The organism is Chryseobacterium sp. KCF3-3 (genome assembly GCF_045865955.1).
GTDB lineage: Bacteria > Bacteroidota > Bacteroidia > Flavobacteriales > Weeksellaceae > Chryseobacterium.
This window is the reverse complement of the sequence record NZ_AP035792.1, coordinates 5353514-5371366: the sequence shown is the minus strand read 5'-3', so window position 1 is coordinate 5371366 and position 17853 is coordinate 5353514. Positions and strand designations below refer to the sequence as shown.

25 protein-coding genes are annotated in these 17853 nt (G+C 35.4%); 22 read left to right on the top strand and 3 right to left on the bottom strand.

All coding sequences use genetic code 11. From position 1 onward, the window contains the following. Positions 1 to 228: 228 nt before the first annotated feature. The 6 genes from ACKTTZ_RS23970 to ACKTTZ_RS23945 are packed head-to-tail and all read left to right on the top strand — an operon-like array spanning position 229 to position 2989. The gene (locus ACKTTZ_RS23970) at positions 229 to 684 is read left to right on the top strand and encodes a DUF1569 domain-containing protein (RefSeq protein ID WP_034699611.1); all 456 of its coding nucleotides are present in this window, start codon (positions 229 to 231) and stop codon (positions 682 to 684) included. A 12-nt stretch (positions 685 to 696) separates the two neighbouring features. Further along, positions 697 to 1167: a hypothetical protein gene (locus tag ACKTTZ_RS23965; protein ID WP_034699614.1), complete on the top strand. Its 471-nt coding sequence runs from the start codon at positions 697 to 699 to the stop codon at positions 1165 to 1167. A gap of 2 nt (positions 1168 to 1169) precedes the next feature. Further along, positions 1170 to 1574, top strand: coding sequence for a hypothetical protein (locus ACKTTZ_RS23960; protein ID WP_407846792.1), 405 nt, complete (start codon positions 1170 to 1172; stop codon positions 1572 to 1574). Continuing rightward, the gene (locus ACKTTZ_RS23955; RefSeq protein WP_034699619.1) at positions 1571 to 1942 is read left to right on the top strand and encodes a VOC family protein; all 372 of its coding nucleotides are present in this window, start codon (positions 1571 to 1573) and stop codon (positions 1940 to 1942) included. The genes ACKTTZ_RS23960 and ACKTTZ_RS23955 overlap by 4 nt, the downstream gene beginning before the upstream one ends. Before the next feature lie 17 nt (positions 1943 to 1959). Continuing rightward, a complete protein-coding gene (locus ACKTTZ_RS23950; protein WP_253318078.1) occupies positions 1960 to 2508 on the top strand; it encodes an SRPBCC family protein in 549 nt (182 codons plus the stop codon). 31 nt (positions 2509 to 2539) lie between these two features. After that, complete coding sequence (locus ACKTTZ_RS23945; RefSeq protein ID WP_034699621.1) at positions 2540 to 2989, top strand: VOC family protein; 450 nt, start codon at positions 2540 to 2542, stop codon at positions 2987 to 2989. 265 nt (positions 2990 to 3254) lie between these two features. Here ACKTTZ_RS23945 and ACKTTZ_RS23940 read toward each other — a convergent pair whose 3' ends face one another. After that, positions 3255 to 4100: a T9SS type A sorting domain-containing protein gene (locus ACKTTZ_RS23940; RefSeq protein ID WP_051934622.1), complete on the bottom strand. Its 846-nt coding sequence runs from the start codon at positions 4098 to 4100 to the stop codon at positions 3255 to 3257. 314 nt (positions 4101 to 4414) lie between these two features. On the opposite strand from ACKTTZ_RS23940, the gene ACKTTZ_RS23935 reads away from it, so the two are divergent. The 16 genes from ACKTTZ_RS23935 (at position 4415) to ACKTTZ_RS23860 (ending at position 16924) form a co-directional block, all read left to right on the top strand. Further along, a complete protein-coding gene (locus ACKTTZ_RS23935) occupies positions 4415 to 4741 on the top strand; it encodes a hypothetical protein (protein WP_034699624.1) in 327 nt (108 codons plus the stop codon). An 18-nt stretch (positions 4742 to 4759) separates the two neighbouring features. Further along, positions 4760 to 5392: a hypothetical protein gene (locus ACKTTZ_RS23930; RefSeq protein WP_253318080.1), complete on the top strand. Its 633-nt coding sequence runs from the start codon at positions 4760 to 4762 to the stop codon at positions 5390 to 5392. Positions 5393 to 5413: 21 nt separating this feature from the next. Beyond that, positions 5414 to 6190, top strand: coding sequence for a sensor histidine kinase (locus tag ACKTTZ_RS23925; RefSeq protein WP_407846791.1), 777 nt, complete (start codon positions 5414 to 5416; stop codon positions 6188 to 6190). Positions 6191 to 6201: 11 nt separating this feature from the next. Next, positions 6202 to 6891, top strand: a complete 690-nt coding sequence (locus ACKTTZ_RS23920; RefSeq protein ID WP_034699628.1) for a response regulator transcription factor — start codon at positions 6202 to 6204, stop codon at positions 6889 to 6891. Between the two features lie 141 nt (positions 6892 to 7032). Next, positions 7033 to 7425, top strand: a complete 393-nt coding sequence (locus ACKTTZ_RS23915) for a DUF1398 domain-containing protein (RefSeq protein ID WP_034699631.1) — start codon at positions 7033 to 7035, stop codon at positions 7423 to 7425. Between the two features lie 131 nt (positions 7426 to 7556). After that, a complete protein-coding gene (locus ACKTTZ_RS23910) occupies positions 7557 to 8234 on the top strand; it encodes a DUF2490 domain-containing protein (RefSeq protein ID WP_051934626.1) in 678 nt (225 codons plus the stop codon). A 77-nt stretch (positions 8235 to 8311) separates the two neighbouring features. Further along, a complete protein-coding gene (locus ACKTTZ_RS23905) occupies positions 8312 to 9316 on the top strand; it encodes a bestrophin family protein (RefSeq protein ID WP_407846790.1) in 1005 nt (334 codons plus the stop codon). A 146-nt stretch (positions 9317 to 9462) separates the two neighbouring features. Further along, positions 9463 to 11076, top strand: coding sequence for a Na+/H+ antiporter (locus ACKTTZ_RS23900; RefSeq protein ID WP_079242233.1), 1614 nt, complete (start codon positions 9463 to 9465; stop codon positions 11074 to 11076). A 156-nt stretch (positions 11077 to 11232) separates the two neighbouring features. After that, a complete protein-coding gene (locus ACKTTZ_RS23895) occupies positions 11233 to 11658 on the top strand; it encodes an SRPBCC domain-containing protein (protein ID WP_253318081.1) in 426 nt (141 codons plus the stop codon). A 3-nt stretch (positions 11659 to 11661) separates the two neighbouring features. Then, positions 11662 to 12168, top strand: a complete 507-nt coding sequence (locus tag ACKTTZ_RS23890; protein WP_034699641.1) for a GNAT family N-acetyltransferase — start codon at positions 11662 to 11664, stop codon at positions 12166 to 12168. Further along, positions 12165 to 12548, top strand: coding sequence for a VOC family protein (locus ACKTTZ_RS23885; protein ID WP_034699642.1), 384 nt, complete (start codon positions 12165 to 12167; stop codon positions 12546 to 12548). The genes ACKTTZ_RS23890 and ACKTTZ_RS23885 overlap by 4 nt, the downstream gene beginning before the upstream one ends. Before the next feature lie 35 nt (positions 12549 to 12583). Further along, entirely contained in the window at positions 12584 to 13606 is a 1023-nt protein-coding gene (locus tag ACKTTZ_RS23880; RefSeq protein ID WP_034699643.1) for a glutaminyl-peptide cyclotransferase, read from the top strand. Between the two features lie 102 nt (positions 13607 to 13708). Further along, positions 13709 to 14734 carry a glutaminyl-peptide cyclotransferase gene (locus tag ACKTTZ_RS23875; RefSeq protein ID WP_407846789.1) on the top strand — a complete coding sequence of 342 codons (1026 nt, stop codon included), beginning with the start codon at positions 13709 to 13711 and terminating at the stop codon, positions 14732 to 14734. Positions 14735 to 14877: 143 nt separating this feature from the next. Next, a complete protein-coding gene (locus tag ACKTTZ_RS23870) occupies positions 14878 to 15840 on the top strand; it encodes a hypothetical protein (RefSeq protein ID WP_034699644.1) in 963 nt (320 codons plus the stop codon). 26 nt (positions 15841 to 15866) lie between these two features. Next, positions 15867 to 16481: a deoxynucleoside kinase gene (locus ACKTTZ_RS23865; protein ID WP_002977952.1), complete on the top strand. Its 615-nt coding sequence runs from the start codon at positions 15867 to 15869 to the stop codon at positions 16479 to 16481. Between the two features lie 92 nt (positions 16482 to 16573). Then, positions 16574 to 16924 carry an ArsC/Spx/MgsR family protein gene (locus tag ACKTTZ_RS23860; RefSeq protein WP_034699646.1) on the top strand — a complete coding sequence of 117 codons (351 nt, stop codon included), beginning with the start codon at positions 16574 to 16576 and terminating at the stop codon, positions 16922 to 16924. A 52-nt stretch (positions 16925 to 16976) separates the two neighbouring features. Here ACKTTZ_RS23860 and ACKTTZ_RS23855 read toward each other — a convergent pair whose 3' ends face one another. Both ACKTTZ_RS23855 and ACKTTZ_RS23850 read right to left on the bottom strand, forming a co-directional pair. Next, positions 16977 to 17450 carry a hypothetical protein gene (locus ACKTTZ_RS23855; protein WP_407846788.1) on the bottom strand — a complete coding sequence of 158 codons (474 nt, stop codon included), beginning with the start codon at positions 17448 to 17450 and terminating at the stop codon, positions 16977 to 16979. 63 nt (positions 17451 to 17513) lie between these two features. Continuing rightward, the gene (locus ACKTTZ_RS23850; RefSeq protein WP_034699649.1) at positions 17514 to 17819 is read right to left on the bottom strand and encodes a DUF493 family protein; all 306 of its coding nucleotides are present in this window, start codon (positions 17817 to 17819) and stop codon (positions 17514 to 17516) included. Positions 17820 to 17853 lie beyond the last annotated feature (34 nt).

The window sequence follows — 17853 nt, the reverse complement described above, 5'->3', positions numbered from 1 at the left end:
ATCGATGTTATATGGACTTACTTAACTTCAGCATTTGTGCTAAACAATTCAAAATAGTAGTGAAGAAATCATTCTCTTTTACCCAGACTCTACCTATCATAAACTCATCATTAACAACTCGCAACCCCGTAACTCGAATCCCGAAACTATCCACGCTCAATTTTTTCAAACAACAATAAAATCAAACAAAAAAACTGATATATTTGTCCATAGTAAAATAGAAATTATATGGAAAATGTATTTGATGCAAAAGATGCTCAAAACTATATAGATAGAATCAACAGATTGGTAGAAGATACTCACGGTTTGTGGGGGAAAATGACGGTAGACCAAATGCTGGCACACTGTTGTATTACCTATGAAATGATCTATGAGCCGGAAAAACACAAAAAGCCGGGAGCGATTGCAAAATTTATACTAAAAACTTTCGTAAAACCTAAAGTAGTGGGAGAAAAAGCATATCCAAGAGATTCTCCTACCGCTCCACAGTTTTTGATTACCACCAGAAAGAATTTTCACGAAGAAAAAACAAGACTGATCGGGTTCATTCAAAAGACACAACAGTTAGGCGCAGATGCGTTCGATGGTAAAGAATCTTTTTCTTTCGGAAAACTGAATTCCCAGGAATGGAATAATATGTTTGCCAAACATCTGAACCACCATCTTGCACAATTTGGCGTTTAAAAAACACACCCTATGAAAAAATTTTTATTACTCCTCATTCTGACCGCCAATTTTGCATTAGGGCAGATGCCGGATATCTCAAATACCTGGCTGAACAATAGTAAACCTTATATAGGGACTATTGGAAACAAAGGCCAGGAACTAAAACTGAAAATCAATATTTCTGAGCAGAATAAAAAGAATGATCAGGAATATTTTGTTTCAGGATATTCTCTTGTGGATACCAGTTATGCAAAATTTGAAGGGAAAATTACCATTTCAAAATATAAGGATTCCAAAAAACAGGGAACAGTATACGGAGAATATGAGCTGGCAGAAGAGAATAAAGGAAAACATTCGGGACTTTTCAAAGGAAAGTTTGTCTATAACTTCAAGTGGAATAGAAAGACGGAAAAAATTGAAGGACAATCTATTGAGTTTATAGGAGACTGGAAAAGTTATGACGGAACTCTGGAGTTTAAAACTCAATTGAAAAACCAATAGCCATGCTGAGAAGAATATTAGCGGTATTGGTTGGTCTTATCACAGGATCCGTTTGTATTACTGTGGTGGAAAAGATAGGGCATGCTTTGTGCCCGCCACCTGCACAGGCAGAGGCCGGAGATATGGAGGCTTTGAAAGTGTATGTAGAACAGGCTCCTTTTATGGCTCTGTTTTTTATTATCATTGCGTATGCCTTGGCAGCAATTGTTTCAGGTTTTGTAGCCTCAAAAATCTCAAATAATGGGAAATATACAGCTGCTGCAATCTGTGGAATTATTTTTTTACTGATGACCATTTACATGATGGCATCTTTACCTTCTCCAATCTGGTTCTGGATTTTAGGAATTCTGGTTTGGGGATTGGTTTTCGTAGGACATAAACTTGCTTTAAAAACAAAAAAAATATGAAATTAGGAGCTTTTTCAATCAGTTTAAGTGTAAAAGATCTTCAGAAATCCAAAGACTTTTATGAGAAACTTGGGTTCACCACTATGGCAGGAACAGAAGCACAAAATTACCTGATCATGAAAAACGGGTCTACTCTTATCGGACTTTTTCAGGCGATGTTTGATGGGAATATGCTTACTTTCAATCCGGGATGGGATGAAAATGCACAGAATCTGGAATCTTTTGACGATGTGCGTGAAATTCAGAGAAAGTTAAAAGAAAGTGGAATAGAAATCGGAAAAGAAGCCGATGAAACCACTTCCGGCCCTGAGCATATCTATCTGAAAGACCCTGATGGAAATATGATTCTTATAGATCAACACAGATAATAATTAAAAACACATGTATGATGAGAACATTTAAACGCATTTTTTTACTTTTAACCATATTACTAATCATCTTGTTGGTTTGGGCTGCTTTTATTTCGGGAGACTGTAAATATGAAAAGTCGATTTCTATCAATGCTCCGGTAGAAAGAGTGTGGAAAAATACCAATACCCTCAAGGCAATGGATCAATGGAGTCCTTGGAATGATCTTGATCCGGTTATGAAAAAAGACTGGACAGGAACAACCGGCCAACCCGGAGAAAAAGTTTGCTGGGACAGTAAAAATAAACAGGCAGGAAAAGGTTGTCAGGAATTAGAAAAAGTAGATGAAACAGGTAAAAGAATAGATACAAAAATCAAATTTCTCACGCCTTATGAAAGTGAAGCAAATGCTTATGTAACAGTAGTTCCGGAAGGAAACGGAAGCAAGGCAACATGGGGATTCACATCAGAGATTCCTTATCCGTTTACTTTGATGAAACTGTTTATGAATATGGAGAAAGCTGTTGGAAAAGATTATCAGAAAGGACTTTCAAGATTAAAAACCTTATCTGAAAAACCTCAATAAAATAACCTCAACTTAAAAAAACAAAACAATTATGGCAACAGTAAACGTTTACCTGACATTCAACGGAAACTGCAGAGAAGCATTCGATTTTTATAAATCTGTTTTCGGGGGAGAATATCCTTACATCGGAACATTTGGAGAGATGCCTCCAATGGAAGGAAAAGAAACACCTGAAGAAGACAAAAACAAAATCATGCATGTTTCTCTTCCGATCTCGAAAGAAACGATTTTGATGGGAAGCGATACAGGAGGAGAGTGGTCTTCCAACTTCAAAGCAGGAAACAACTTCTCTATTTCTGTGAACGCTGAATCTAAAGAAGAAGCAGACAAATTATTCGGTGGTCTTTCTGCAGGCGGGCAGGTAACAATGCCAATGGCTGATACCTTCTGGGGAGCTTATTTCGGAATGTTTAGTGATAAATTCGGAATCAACTGGATGGTAAACTATGACGATCCTGCAAAAATGCAGCAACATCCATAAGATCGATATTGGAATTCAAAATACTCAAAAACCGACAGCTAGCTGTCGGTTTTTTTTACTATTTACTGGTTGTATTGCTTTTATAAATTAAACCTAACAGGTTTTTAAAACCTGTTAGGTTTATAAATTATAACAGATCTAAAAACTCCTGCATGAAAAATAAATCGGGATAAGAAGCCCCGCAGACACTTTCTTTCAACAAAAAATTGAGACTGCCCAAACTTTTTGGACAGCCTCTTTTTACTATTTACTGGTTGTATTGCTTTTATTTCTTTTTAATGATTTTGTAGCTTCCTGATGCTGTTGTGATGAGATAAATACCATCCGGGAGTTCGCTTATATCAAACTTATTTTTATCTTTTTCAGCGGCTGCAGATTTTATAATTTTTCCAGACTGGTCATATAATGAAACCTTATCATTTTTCTTCAGATCATCCATATAGAAGATACCAGTAGTTGGATTTGGATAAATATTCCCTTTGCTTTTGAGTGAATTTTCTGAAGTTCCCAGCGTGGAAATTTTTGTCCATGTAAATGCATCCAGGCACATATAGACGTATCCTCCGGTGGATTGCAGCTGAAGTTCATCAATGGTAGTATTGCTGTTATTCTGATTATTTAAAGTAGCAAGATCAATCAGGGTAAATCCGTTGTTAATGCCTGTTGTTCCCATTGTTGCATTGAATGTTGTATTAAAACCTGAAGTTTTTGTAGTGGTAAACTTTGTAACTCCTGCTAATTTTCCGGTAATGATAAGCGTTCCTGATGAGGTAGACTGGTTTAAAGCAGTATTACTCAGGAAGACCCAAAACTTGGATACGGTGAATGGGGAACTGGTTTTAACACTGAAAGCAGGAGCATTGATATTGGTTGTTCCTGTATTATCTATGTAGACATTATCATTGGCTGTTCCGTTCCAGCCGGTGTTCGGATAATTACTTTGAATTCTAAAAGTTCCGGCCTGTGAAACAATATTGAATGTATATCCATTGCTGGTAAAGCTTGTACTGCCACCAGTTGAAGTTTCAAAAGTTACAGTGGTGATCTGTGCATTGATCGTTGTAATACTGCTTATGAAAGCAAGAATTACAAAAAAGATATTTTTTTTCATGATACAGATTTTTAATGTTTAAAGAAGATCATAAGCTTCCTGTACTGTTGATATGCTCATGAGATTTTCCTGTAAAGGATACCACAAAGTAACCGAGAAATACAAAGTGATAACAGCGTATTAAATGCCGAATTGAAAAATGCGTAGAAATACGCAGTTTTGGTGTTTGTTATTATTATAATTTTGAAAAATGAATATTATGTTAATTAAAATGAAATTATTTCACGGTATGGTTAGTTTTTTTCATAACTTGTAATGTGTAGCTACAGTGACTTTATTCTAAACCTATTATATAATTTAAAACAAGAAAAACTATGGAATTACCAAAACATGCAATCTCATTCGATGATGCTAAAACATGGATCGCAAATTGGCAAAACAGAAAAGGTGTTGATGGAATGTCGATAAGGGCTCATCTCATCCCTGCAAAGGACATTCATGATATTTTCATTAAAGACAAAGGATTTGCGAGATATCGTGGATACAATGCCATCACGAATGAAGGCGAATTTAAGTTTTTGATGGTAGGAGTGGATGAAGATGATAATGATATTGTAAATTATGATAATGGAGATTATGTCTATGATATGACAACACCTTGTCCAAGCGTATGTTCTACTGCAAAATGGTGGAATCTGTAATCTGAAAATCAGAGATTATTGGATCATTGGATTGAAATATTGTCATTGATTGGAAAAGGCATTCTGCTGATTAATCTGGCAGTATACTGTATAGGTTTTTCCGGAAGAGGAAAAGCCTATACATTCTTCATCAGCTATTTGGCCTGGATATTACTTTGTGAAATTGTGTTCTATGTATTGAATTCACAGAAGATTAATAATCTGTTTTTTTCACATTACTATCTGACAGGTCAGTTTTTGTTACTGGGGCTATTTTTTCATGAAATTTTAACGGAAAAATACCAGAAAAAAACAGCACGTACACTTTTAATTATCATTCCTGTAGTTCTCGTTATACAGTATATCATATACCCTGAAAAGTATTATGTTTTTAATCTATTTGAAATTTTTGTTACTTCTTATTCTATTATCATTCTGGCATTATTTCATTTATATAATATACTGGATACCAAAAAGAAATACAATTATATAAGCCTGGGACTTTTACTTTATCTGATAAGCAGTACCGTAATATTTTTGTCCGGAAACCTCTATACGGTGATGAACAGAAAACTGCATAAAGAGATTTGGGTATTCAATGTTGTTATGTTTATTGTGTACCAGATCTTTATTCTGATAGACTATCTTTCTTCCCGCAAAAAAAATGTGTAATTACTGTTATGATTTTACAAAATGAATGAGAATACAATTATTTCCACTATCGTTTATACCTTTCTGGCATTTACCTTACTGGCTGTTACCCTGATTATATTTTATTATTTTTCGAATAAGAAAATAACAAGAAATCTTATTCAGAAAAAAGAACTGGAGGTGAGATATGAGAAAGATCTTACCCATGCTATCATCAGTGCTCAGGAAAAAGAAAGGCTGAGAATTGCCCAGGATCTGCATGATGATATCAGCTCAAAACTCAGTGTGGTTTCTTTAAATATCCATCTTTTGGATTTTGATAATTTGTCCAGAGAAGAATATAACGATCTGAAAAATAAAATCATACATCTGGTCAACAAAACAGCAGAAAGTGCCAGGCAGATCTCGCATGATCTCCTTCCTCCGATTTTAGAAAAATTTGGACTCCATGCTGCAATAGATGCATTGTGCTCAGAAATTAACCTGTCCAAAACCCTGCAGGTTACTTATTCCAACAGCTTATACTTTGCAAAAGCAGAAGAAGAAAAAAATTTGCATATCTTTAGAATACTTCAGGAGCTCATTAACAATTCCATAAAACACGGAGAAAGTACGCATATTGATATAGAATTTTTGGGAAAAGACGGAAAAAATACCTGTATCTATAAAGATGATGGGAAAGGATTTGATCTTAATGAAAATACATTGAAAGGCGGATTAGGCTTAAGAAATATCAGAAGCCGGGTAGAATTGATCAATGGAACACTTAAAATTGAAAGTGAAAAAAATAAAGGGATTGCTGTAGAATTTACATTTTAAATCATTATAAAATGGAAAAGGATATAATTCGTGTCATAACTGTAGACGATGAAGCACTCTTTCGTCAGGGAATTTCATTGTTGATACAGAGAGAAAAAGATATTGAACTGGTAAGTGATTTCAGCAATGGGAAAGAGCTGCTGGACGAGCTTGTAACCCTGGAAGAACTGCCTGATATCATCCTGATGGATCTCAATATGCCTGAAATAAACGGAGTAGAAGCTACTAAACAAATCCATATCAAATATCCTCAGATCAGGATTATTGCATTAACGAGCTATAATACAAAAGCATTTATTGTCAATATGATACAGTCAGGAGCCTGTTCCTTTCTTAAAAAAAACTCAAGTCCTGCCGAACTGCTCACTGCAATCCGTGAAGTACACAGCAAAGGTTTCTTCTATAACAATGAGGTAATGGAAGCTTTACATCAAAACCTTACAGAACCTAAGAAAAAAGTTTCCAGTATTTTTGATGCCAATCATATTTCCAAAAGAGAAAAAGAAGTATTGGAACTCATCTGTAAACAATACAACACTTCTGAGATTGCAGATCAACTTTTTATAAGCTCCAGAACCGTTGAAGGTCACCGTAACAGCCTTCTGCTTAAAACAGGAGCCAAAAACACTGCAGGTTTAGTGGTATATGCCATAGAAAGTAAAATTGCAGATATGAACTATTTAAAAGACAGGTTCGAGTAAATATTCATACAGCTGTTTTCATTAAAAAATTAAATAAAATTTATATTTTCTGATTAAATTAGCTTTTGTTTTGATAAGCAGAACCCAAAGGTTTGTTTATGAAAAGCAATAATTTATAGTTAAAACAGAAAATACAAAAGAATGAAATTTACAATTGAAAACATCAAAGCAGAGCACCAGAAAGTAAAAAGCGGAGCCGATTTTCCTCAATATATTCAAGCCATAAAAGCATTAGGGGTTTCTCATTACAAAGCATATGTCTCGGATGGAAATACTGAATACTTTAATAACGAAAATCAATCTGTTCATACAGGAAAAAAGTATGATCCTCTTGCTGTTTCCGATACTTTAAATCTTGAAAATTTTAAAATAAGACTGAAACTTCATCAACAGGGAGGAACAGATTATATGACTTTCTGTAAAGACTGTGCAGAAAACGGAATCAATGGCTGGGTAATGGATCTTCATGCGATGACGTGTACTTATTTTGATCAGAATGAAACGGATGTTCTGACAGAAGAGGTTCCGGGATAATCTTTTACACAAATACGGATGCAGACCATTGCATCCGTACTTGTTTATAATAACTTATAAAATATTGTTTGCTATTATTGATTTAAAATATTAATTTTGTTAAAAACGATAGATAATAGTAATTGATAAACATGAGAAAGGTTTTTACGAAGTTGGCATTCACAGTATTAGGGTTGGGATCCATTTTGACATTTGCTCAAAAAAACGATCTGGGAGCATGGTATATGTATTTTGGAAACAATAAGATCAGCAAGAAACTGAACTGGCACAATGAAATCCAGTACCGTAATTTCGATGGAGTGGGAGACCTGGAACAGTTACTGATCCGTACAGGGATTGGATATGATCTTACAGAGAACAATAACAATGTTTTATTAGGATATGGTTTCATTCTCAGCCAACCTTATGTAAACGGGGAGAAAAAAGAAAATATTGAGCACCGAATTTTCCAGCAGTATATTACCAAACAGAAATTCGGACGTTTCTATCTTCAGCATCGTTACCGTTTGGAAGAACGTTTTCTGCAGGATGATTTCAGAATGAGATTCCGTTACATGCTGGGACTGAATATTCCGATTACTCAAAAAGAAATGCTGCCGAAAACCCTTTATGCATCAGTATATAACGAAATTTTTCTGCACTTCAACAGTCCGGTTTTCGACAGGAACAGAGTGTATGGAGCTTTAGGATATGTCATCAATAAAAATATGAGGATTGAAGCAGGGTATATGAATCAGATTCAGGAGAACAGAAACCGCGGACAGATTCAGATTGGTTTTTATAATAATATTCCGTTTACTAAAAACTAATAAAACTGTTACTGAATGCTGTGAGGAAAACCATTATTTGAAAATAGATTATAATAAACACTATAAAATAAACACTTATGCATTCAGGAAAAAGATTCGGAGCCCGGGAGTTCATTATCTGGACCAGAAGAAGTATTTACGCTCTGGTCGTACTATCAGCTATTCCTACAGTCCTGTACTTTTTAGGCTGGAAGTTTCTTTCTGTTCCATGGCAGCCGATTGCCATTATGGGAACAGCGGTTGCCTTTATCGTTGGATTTAAAAACAATGCCAGTTACAGCAGACTCTGGGAAGCAAGACAGATCTACGGAGCGATTATTAATGACAGCCGTAGCTTTGGATATATTCTGAGAGATGCACTGCTCTCAAAAGATCCGGGGAAAGTAAAAGAAATGTTTCTTCGTCATTATGCATGGCTTACTGCATTGAGATTTCAGCTTCGTGAACCGAGAGCATGGGAAAACATGGGGACAGATCAGTTTGATGAATATGCCAAAAAATATGATATTCCGGAGAGACAGTCCAAACTGGATGAAGAATTGAAAAAATACCTTTCAGAATCTGAACTTCAGTATATTGTAAGCAAAAAGAACAGAGCGACCCAATTGATGGCAATGCAAAGTAAAGTTTTGTCCGAAGCGTATGAAAAAGGAGAACTTAATGATTTTCAATGGACACAGATCAATCAACAATTGATAAAATTTACCGATGATCAGGGAAAAGCAGAAAGAATTAAGAACTTTCCCTATCCGAGAAATTTCTCTTCCATCACCACGTATCTTTTGCTTTTATTCATTGTTTTCGTTCCTTTCGGATTATTGAAAGAGTTTGACAAATTAGGGGAAGGAACCATGGTAGAAGGCTGGACATTATGGTTTAATATTCCGTTTTCTTTACTGGTAACATGGTGCTTCCATACCTTGGATAGCGTAGGGGAAGCTTCGGTAAATCCTTTTGAAGGAAGTCCCAATGATGTTCCTATCACGCAGATCAGCCGTACCATTGAAATTGATATGAGAGATATGCTGGATGAATCTGATCTTCCGCCAGCCATTACTCCAAAGAATAATATTGTGCTTTAATGCTATCCATTTTATATTGTATGAAGATGGTTGTAAAGAAAAAATCTAAACTTTAGATGAAATTAAACCTTATAGGTTTGGGAAATTAGCTTTGGACATCAAATCCAAATAAAAAATACTTAACACTTAAAAAAACTTATTTAAAAATGATTCACAGCTATGTTATAATATCCATTGCAGTACTGCTGTCTGTGATGATATTGGTAATGATCGGCCAGAAATTAAAAGTTGCTTATCCTATTTTCCTTGTTATTGCAGGATTACTGATAAGCTTCGTGCCGGGAATGCCACGTATTGAAATAGAGCCAGACCTTGTCTTTCTGATTTTTCTTCCGCCTATTTTGTTTGAAGCTGCATGGTTTACTTCATGGCAGGATTTTCATAAATGGAGAAAACAGATTTTTTCCATGGCTTTCGGACTGGTGTTTTTAACATCCATAGTCGTGGCTTATCTTTCATCTTCCATTATTCCGGGGCTTACTGTTGCTATGGGATTCTTGCTGGGAGGTGTGAATTCTCCGCCGGATGCGGTAGCCGCAACTTCGGTTCTGAAACATATGAAAATCCCTAAAAAGATCACCAATATCCTGGAAGGAGAGAGCTTAATCAACGATGCATCCAGTTTAATTGTCTTTAAATTTGCACTGGCAGCCGTTATTTCAGGACAGTTTATCTGGAGAGATGCCGTTCAGGATTTCTTTACCATGGCCATCGGTGGAATTGCAGTAGGAGTGGCGGTAGGCTTTCTGTTTGGAGCTTTATTGAGGATTATTCCTACCAATTCTAATATTGATACCATTATTACCCTTATCGTTCCTTACATTATGTATGTGGGAGCAGAACATTTCCATTTTTCAGGAGTATTGGCAGTGGTTGCCGGAGGTCTGCTGATGTCCTATAATTCGCATTGTTATCTGAGCCATACCTCAAGGATACAGTCCGGAAATGTTTGGAGTGTTCTGATATTCCTGATGAATACCATCATCTTTATCCTGATTGGTCTGGAACTTCCGATTGTAGTGGAAGGAATGAAAGAATATACTATTTCAGAAGGTATTTTCTACAGTGTAGTGATTGGCGGAGCGATTATCGGAACGAGAATTTTGTATAGTTATGCATTAATGTATTTCCCAAGAGTCTGTTCTAAAGAATTAAGATTAAAAGTTCCCAAACCGGATTGGAGAGAACCGTTTATCATCAGCTTTGCAGCAATGAGAGGAGTAGTTTCACTGGCAGCAGCCTTGTCAATTCCTGCTTTTTTACCTAATGGAGAAGCATTTCCGCATAGAAATATTATTCTATTTGTCACTTTCGTTATCATATTGATTACCTTGGTAGGACAAGGTTTATTGCTGAGTCCGATCTTGAAATTATTGAATATTCAGGATGCCGGAAGTGAATTACCGGAAGAAAAACAGGAGGTAATCCTTATGCGCAAACTGAAGGAAACAGCTTTACACAAACTGGATAATGACTTTTCTGAATTAGCCGTAACCAACAGCCTGGTGCGCCATCAAAAGCACAAATTGGAAAATGAAATGATGCTGATGGCAGACAAAGCCCAATGTATGGCTTCCACAGGAGATTATGTAACCGCTATCAATCAAAATAAAGATGTCCTTCGACAGATTATTCAGGCGCAGAGAAACGAATTGCACAGAATGAAAAGAGAAAAGATATTTGATGATCACGTGATGAGAACCATTGAAATGCAGCTGGATTTTGATGAAGCCAAGATCACAGGTTTTTCACATGGGTAATTAAAAATAAAAACCACAAAATAATATAGATTGGAATAAGCCCGAATTATGAAAGTACACTTAAACTTTAACAAATTAAGAGCTCAAACTTTTATGCCTTTTGTGGTTAAAAATTATAAGTAAAATGTGTACATTTAAACATATTAAATCCATAATATGAGTACACCCATCACTGTTCAGTACACCATAAATGCTCCGGCTGAAAAAGTCTGGAAAGCATTAACCGATAAAAATGAAATGAAATCCTGGTATTTTGATATCCAGGATTTTGTATTGGAAGCAGGACAAGAATTTAATTTCTATGAACCCGGAGGAGCCAATAAATACCATCATCATGGTGAGATTTTAGAAATTATACCCAATCAAAAATTAAAACATACCTGGTCTTATCCTGATTTTTCAGCACTGAAAACCATTGTAACCTGGGAATTGTTGCCTGAAAACGGACATACTGTGGTAAAACTAACCCATGAAGACATTGAAAACTTCCAAGAGTTGGGAGAAGGCTTTTCAAGAGAAAACTTTACAGAAGGGTGGAACACGATTTTGGGACAGAGTTTAAAAGAATATTTAGAAAAATAAAAAATGATCACATTACACCTTTTTACGATAGATGACGCTCCACAACTGATTTCAAAGATAAAAGATGAAAGGATGCTTCTTCAGTTTGCCGGACCCGTATACCGTTTCCCTCTTACAGAAGAACAGCTGGAAAAAGATTTGTCTGATGAAAACAGAACTCTTTTTAAAATTACAGATCAGACCGGAAGTACCATCGGGCATGCTCAGATTTTTTTAAAAGAAAAAACATTCCTGCTGGGAAGAATTCTGATCTGGGATGAAAATAACAGAGGAAAAGGCTATGGAAAGAAGGTTATGCAGGAGCTTTTGAAATATGGGTTCAATCATTTTGATAAAGAAACAGCAGAACTGAACGTGTACGACTGGAATACCGGAGCTATAGAATGTTACAAGAAAGTAGGTTTTGCTTTTGATCCATACGTTAAAAGCGAAGCCAAGATAGATCAGGAAACATGGGTTTCTCTGAATATGAAAATCAATAAAAATACCTTTGAATTACAGGAATCATGACAGAGTTTACAGGACTTCGCCCTATTTTCTGGACAGAAAATCTTGATGAAACCATCGCATTTTATATGAATGTTCTCGGATTTACGCTGATGGGCAGAAATGACGACTGGCAATGGGCTTCTCTTCGAAAAGATGAGGTGTACATTATGCTTTCTCAGCCTAATGAACATGAAAGCAATGCTTCCATCGGGTTTTCAGGATCATTTTATTTCAATGTAAATCAGGTGGATGATCTTTGGGAAGACCTTAAAACAAAAGCCAAAGTCTGCTATGAAATTGAAACTTTTGAATGGGGAATGAGAGAATTTGCTATATATGACAACAATGGATACATATTACAATTTGGTGAACCCGTAGATAATATTGGCAATACGGAATAAAATTTGCTATTTTTGGAGAAATATTTAGAAATTCAATGAAAAAAAGTATAATAGCGGGTTTCGCAGCGATTTTATTATTGGCGTCTTGTAATAAGGATAAAGAAATTCTTAATACATTAAACACTTATAATACTTCAATGGAGGCGAAGGGATACCATTTCGGAGATAAGCTTGAGCTTCCGAAAGAGGTAACGGAAAATGCAGAAAGCGTAACGATCAGCTTTGGAGATAAAGAAACAAAAGATTTAACAATTGATCCTAAATTTTTCACATTGGGAGACAATGCTGTTACATTCAATATTAAAACAAAAGGAGGTGAAGTCCTTAATCAGGATGCTACCATCAACGTATTTGCAAAAAATCCTGAAAAAAGTATTTCTTATCAGATTGTAGCCGAATATCCTCACGATCCTAAAAACTTTGTACAGGGTTTCCAGATTGAAGGAAATACTATTTATGAAAGTGACGGACAGAACGGATCTTCACAGATTTTAAAATACACGCTGGGAACAACCACTCCGTTGGCTTCTACAAAACAGGCTCAGGAAGACTTTTCTGAAGGAAGCACCATCGTAGGAGACAAAGTATATCAATTGACATGGCAGAGTAAAAAAGGATATATCTACGATAAAAGTTCTTTGAAACTGCTTTCAGAATTTGCTTATCCTAATGTATTGGGTGAAGGCTGGGGATTAACGTATGACGGGAAAAGCCTGATTGCTTCTGATGGAAGTAAGCTTTTATATTTCCTTGATGTAAACGATCCTTCAAAACTGATTAAATATATTGCTGTTGCCGGAAGTTCTCAGGCTTATGATCAGTTGAACGAGCTGGAATACCACAACGGATTTATCTATGCCAACGTATGGCAGAAGCCGATTATTTTAAAGATCAATCCAGCCAATGGAGAAGTAGTGGGAACTTTTGATTTTACAGAAATCGCAAAACAGAATACCAAAGGAAGTGATGATGTACTGAACGGAATCGCTTTCAAAGGAGAGAATATGCTGGTAACAGGAAAGAACTGGCCAAAGATTTACGAAGTTCAGATCAAATAATTTGATTGTATTGATAAAAAACAGAAATAGCGTTCCCTTGGGAGCGTTATTTTCGTTTTGAGGATTAAATTTTAGTACTTTTGGCAAATGATTAATACCTTCATGAAGCGAAATGTCTATATTGGTTTGGTTGCGGCTTTATTCCTTGTCTCTTGCAGTAATAAGGAAAAAATGCTGGATTCTCTTGCAGATTATAATAACTCAAAAGAAGAAAAAGGCTATCATTTCGGTGATAAGCTTGATCTTCCAAAAGAAGTGACAGAAAATGCAGAAAGTATTACCATCAGCTTTGGGGATAAAGAAACAAAAGACTTAAGAATTAATCCTCAGTTTTTCACATTGGGAGATAATAAAGTAGTCTTTGTGATTAAGACCAATCGTGGTGAAGTTTTAAACCAGGATGCTACCATCAATGTATTTACAAAAACTCCTGAGCAGAACATACTCTATAAAATAGTTGCCGATTATTCTCATGATCCCAAAAACTTTATTGAAGGTTTTGTGGTAGAAGGCAATACGGTGTATGAAAGTGACGGAATGAAGGGATCTTCCCAACTTATAAAATATACTTTAGGATCTTCAGCTCCCAAAATTCTGGCTAAGCAGCCCGCAGATATTTTCTCTGAAGGTTGTACGATTGTAGGGGATAAGGTGTATCAACTAACCTACCAGAATAAAATTGGTTTTATTTACGATAAAAATACTTTGAAAAAAATCTCTGAATTTCCATTGCCTGGTGTAATTGGAGAAGGTTGGGGACTGACCTATGATGGGAAAAACCTGATCGCGACAGATGGTTCAAAGAATCTTTATTTTCTGGATGTTGAGAATCCTTCAAAAGTGGTGAAAACGATTGCCGTTGGCGGGAATTCTACCATTTATAATCAACTCAATGAACTGGAGTACCACAATGGATTTATCTATGCGAATGTCTGGCATCAACCTGTCATTCTAAAAATTAATCCTGTAAACGGAGAAGTTGTTGGAAAATTTGATTTCACACCATTGACCAAAGAAAATGATAAGGGAGACAGCGAACATGTTTTAAACGGAATTGCTTTTAAAGGGGATAATATGCTCGTGACAGGAAAAAACTGGGAGGAAATTTATGAAGTCGCTTTTCAATAAACTTATTATATCTTTTGTAGAACAGTCCTTTTCAGCAATAAGATGGTCTCAATTTTGATTCACTTCAAAGAAGATTCTATTGGATTTAATCATCTTTTGAGTAAAGTTATTTTTCAGTAAATTGACCCCATTAAAAAAACAGAGTGAAGTTTTTAAACATACTATTTTTTTTCTTTTTCTGTACGGCTTCAGCGCAGAATATTCTTCCTTTAGATACATTGAAACTAAAGGAAGCTAAAGATATGCTTGCCGATGACTACGGAAATCTGTATATCTACAAAAACAAAGATTTCAGTTTTACCAAATATGATTCTTTAGGAAAGCAGATCGGAAAAATGATGCTTACTGTTCCATACAAAGTTCAGACGGTACAAAATCCTCTGAATGTCCCTTTGTTTTCTGAAAATGCTCAGGAAATGAAATTTGTAGACCAGAATATGAATGAAATTCAAAAGCTTGATTTTAAACAGAAATTTGGTTTTATAAGAATGACCTATGCTGAAGACCTGCAACAGATGTGGCTCCTGGATGACAGTACAAAACGTCTGATACAGTACAATTTCAGAAACGATACAACCATCAACTCATATCCTTTTGATATCAGTTTTGAAGATTTAATGGATATGCTGGTCTATGAAAATAAGGTCTATATCTTAACAAGAAAACATATCAGGATTTACAGCCTGAAATTTGAAAAACTTTTCGAAGCTCCTTTGGAAAATGGAAAACGTTTTCGAAGAGAGAACGATACGATCCTGGTGGTGGCCAGTAATTTCATTTCACAATATGTCCCTGAAAAAGGGATGACAACCATTTTTGAAGATCAGGAAGCGCAAATTGTGGATAAAAACATCCTCTCTTATTTTGCAATCAAAGGGAACAAACTCTATCTTTACAGCCTTGAAAAAGTAAAGAAAGCCAAACAGCAAAAACAGCTCGAAGCTCAGCCGGAATCTCTCCAACAATCTACAGAAAAACCCGTAGAAAAAACGGAAGAGAAACCTGATGAGAATACAGCAGAGAAACCTTCAGACAATACCTTAGAGAAATTGATTGAAGACACTTCTAAAGTTCAGACTGAAGCCATCGAAAAACTTATCAACTAATCAGTAATACAAGGAAAAAGAATATTATGCATATTGCAGTTACAGGAAACATCGGAGCCGGAAAAACAACTTTGACAACGATGCTTTCCAAGCATTACGGATGGGATGCACAATTTGAAGATGTAGATCATAACCCTTATCTGGAGGATTTTTATTCCGACATGAGCAAATGGAGTTTTGCGTTGCAGGTTTATTTCCTGGGAAGCAGATTCCGCCAGGTGAAAGAGATTAGAGAAAGCGGGAAAAACATTATTCAGGATCGTACGATTTATGAAGATGCCCATATTTTTGCAGAAAACCTGAATGATATGAATCTTCTTTCAGACAGAGATTTTAATAACTATTCATCAGTTTTTGATTTGATGAAGTCTTTTGTATCAGCTCCGGACCTTTTAATCTATTTAAAATCAGATGTTCCTAACCTGGTTAAAAAAATCTACAAAAGAGGCCGTGAATATGAAGCATCCATCAGTATTGAATATCTTTCAAAACTGAATCAGAAATATGAAAAATGGATCTCCAATTATACGGAAGGAAAACTTCTGATTGTAGAAGTAGATGATCTTGATTTCGTGGAAAAACCTGAAGATTTCGGATTTATTCTGGAGAAAATTGAAGCCGAACTTCACGGATTGTTTTAACATATTTTTATCAGAACATTAAGACATACTCAGGGTAATTCTTTTTAAATTTGTTTAGATCAAGTTTAATTTTTTGAATAATTAATTATATCATGGTAGTTAAAGTTTTACATAACGGGAACTGTTCAAAGTCAAATGCTGTATTGGAGTATCTTGACGAAAACGGAGTGTCTTTTGAGATCATTAATATTGTTGATGATCCGTTAAGCCCACTTGAAATAAGAACAGTATTGAAAAAGCTGAACCAAAGTGTTTTTCATATCATTCGTAAGACAGATAAACTGTATATTGATAACTATGCAGATAAAAACTATTCAGAAGAAGAGTGGATTAAAATTCTTTCTGAAAATCCCTCTTTGATACAGAGACCGATTCTGGTAAAAGGATCAGTAGCAATGCTGGGAAGACCTATTGAAAATGTAAAGTTCTTTATTGAAAAATAGATCAACTTAATAAATAAAAAAATCCGTTCTTTTAAAGAGCGGATTTTTTATGTTATTGGGTTTCAGTTTTCTTGGGGCTGTTTATTACCTTATATAAAGCTTCCAGTTCTTTTGGAGGTCGTCCGGAATCAAAATCTGAAGAAGTATATTCCTTTCCGTTAGAGGTAATGATAATAGATGCTATCATTGCCCGGTCAGAATGCCTGCCCTCTGTAGGAGCTTTAAGATCTGATATCTTGGATAAGTCAATGGTTTGAGCCAGTCTGGAAACCGTCTGCCATTCTGCAGGAGATATTTTAGTATTAGTAATTTCTTCGTTAATATTGGATTCTTTTGAAGAAGGAGTGAAGACTATGTTTCTGCTGAATCCTCTTGTTCTTTCTATCAATTGGATCTGTTCAATCTTTTGTTGTTGAACTGCAGAGGAGATATTAGGGGTATTATTCTCGTTGTTATTTTTGTGCATACAGCTTGTAGCTGAGGTGGCCAAAATAATATTAAATAGGAGCAGTTGGATGTTCATCATGTTCTGTTTTATGTTTTAAAATAATAAAAAACCGCTTCATAATGATGAAACGGCCTTTGTTTTTTACAATAGAATAACGCCTTCTATTTTTGCTACTTCTTTATAAATATTCACTACCTGATTGGCATCCAAAACAAATGCATTGATATTGCAGGCTGTGTATTTTCCATTTTTGCTTTCGCGGTTTCCCAGTGTAAATTTAATACCATCAAAAACTCTGTAAATTTCAGTAAGTTTTGCCTGGTCTGTAGGAATAATAAATTTAAATAAATAATCCTCCGGAAAATCATGATGATCTTCCAGTTTCTCCTTCAAAGACTGATAAAAATCTTCAGGACTTGCGTGTTGATTTCCTTGTAATATATCCATCTGCAATTGTTAATATAATATAAATATAACGAAA

Bases quoted from the DNA above. Each gene is read 5' to 3' on its own strand.
- ACKTTZ_RS23890 (WP_034699641.1), top strand. From the start codon at position 11,662: ATGATCACATTACACCTTTTTACGATAGATGACGCTCCACAACTGATT.
- ACKTTZ_RS23965 (WP_034699614.1), top strand. From the start codon at position 697: ATGAAAAAATTTTTATTACTCCTCATTCTGACCGCCAATTTTGCATTA.
- ACKTTZ_RS23900 (WP_079242233.1), top strand. From the start codon at position 9,463: ATGATTCACAGCTATGTTATAATATCCATTGCAGTACTGCTGTCTGTG.
- ACKTTZ_RS23850 (WP_034699649.1), bottom strand. From the start codon at position 17,819: ATGGATATATTACAAGGAAATCAACACGCAAGTCCTGAAGATTTTTAT.
- ACKTTZ_RS23880 (WP_034699643.1), top strand. From the start codon at position 12,584: ATGAAAAAAAGTATAATAGCGGGTTTCGCAGCGATTTTATTATTGGCG.
- ACKTTZ_RS23855 (WP_407846788.1), bottom strand. From the start codon at position 17,450: ATGATGAACATCCAACTGCTCCTATTTAATATTATTTTGGCCACCTCA.
- ACKTTZ_RS23875 (WP_407846789.1), top strand. From the start codon at position 13,709: ATGAAGCGAAATGTCTATATTGGTTTGGTTGCGGCTTTATTCCTTGTC.
- ACKTTZ_RS23895 (WP_253318081.1), top strand. From the start codon at position 11,233: ATGAGTACACCCATCACTGTTCAGTACACCATAAATGCTCCGGCTGAA.
- ACKTTZ_RS23955 (WP_034699619.1), top strand. From the start codon at position 1,571: ATGAAATTAGGAGCTTTTTCAATCAGTTTAAGTGTAAAAGATCTTCAG.
- ACKTTZ_RS23950 (WP_253318078.1), top strand. From the start codon at position 1,960: ATGATGAGAACATTTAAACGCATTTTTTTACTTTTAACCATATTACTA.
- ACKTTZ_RS23945 (WP_034699621.1), top strand. From the start codon at position 2,540: ATGGCAACAGTAAACGTTTACCTGACATTCAACGGAAACTGCAGAGAA.
- ACKTTZ_RS23935 (WP_034699624.1), top strand. From the start codon at position 4,415: ATGGAATTACCAAAACATGCAATCTCATTCGATGATGCTAAAACATGG.
- ACKTTZ_RS23915 (WP_034699631.1), top strand. From the start codon at position 7,033: ATGAAATTTACAATTGAAAACATCAAAGCAGAGCACCAGAAAGTAAAA.
- ACKTTZ_RS23910 (WP_051934626.1), top strand. From the start codon at position 7,557: ATGAGAAAGGTTTTTACGAAGTTGGCATTCACAGTATTAGGGTTGGGA.
- ACKTTZ_RS23865 (WP_002977952.1), top strand. From the start codon at position 15,867: ATGCATATTGCAGTTACAGGAAACATCGGAGCCGGAAAAACAACTTTG.
- ACKTTZ_RS23860 (WP_034699646.1), top strand. From the start codon at position 16,574: ATGGTAGTTAAAGTTTTACATAACGGGAACTGTTCAAAGTCAAATGCT.
- ACKTTZ_RS23940 (WP_051934622.1), bottom strand. From the start codon at position 4,100: ATGAAAAAAAATATCTTTTTTGTAATTCTTGCTTTCATAAGCAGTATT.
- ACKTTZ_RS23920 (WP_034699628.1), top strand. From the start codon at position 6,202: ATGGAAAAGGATATAATTCGTGTCATAACTGTAGACGATGAAGCACTC.
- ACKTTZ_RS23925 (WP_407846791.1), top strand. From the start codon at position 5,414: ATGAATGAGAATACAATTATTTCCACTATCGTTTATACCTTTCTGGCA.
- ACKTTZ_RS23970 (WP_034699611.1), top strand. From the start codon at position 229: ATGGAAAATGTATTTGATGCAAAAGATGCTCAAAACTATATAGATAGA.
- ACKTTZ_RS23905 (WP_407846790.1), top strand. From the start codon at position 8,312: ATGCATTCAGGAAAAAGATTCGGAGCCCGGGAGTTCATTATCTGGACC.
- ACKTTZ_RS23885 (WP_034699642.1), top strand. From the start codon at position 12,165: ATGACAGAGTTTACAGGACTTCGCCCTATTTTCTGGACAGAAAATCTT.
- ACKTTZ_RS23960 (WP_407846792.1), top strand. From the start codon at position 1,170: ATGCTGAGAAGAATATTAGCGGTATTGGTTGGTCTTATCACAGGATCC.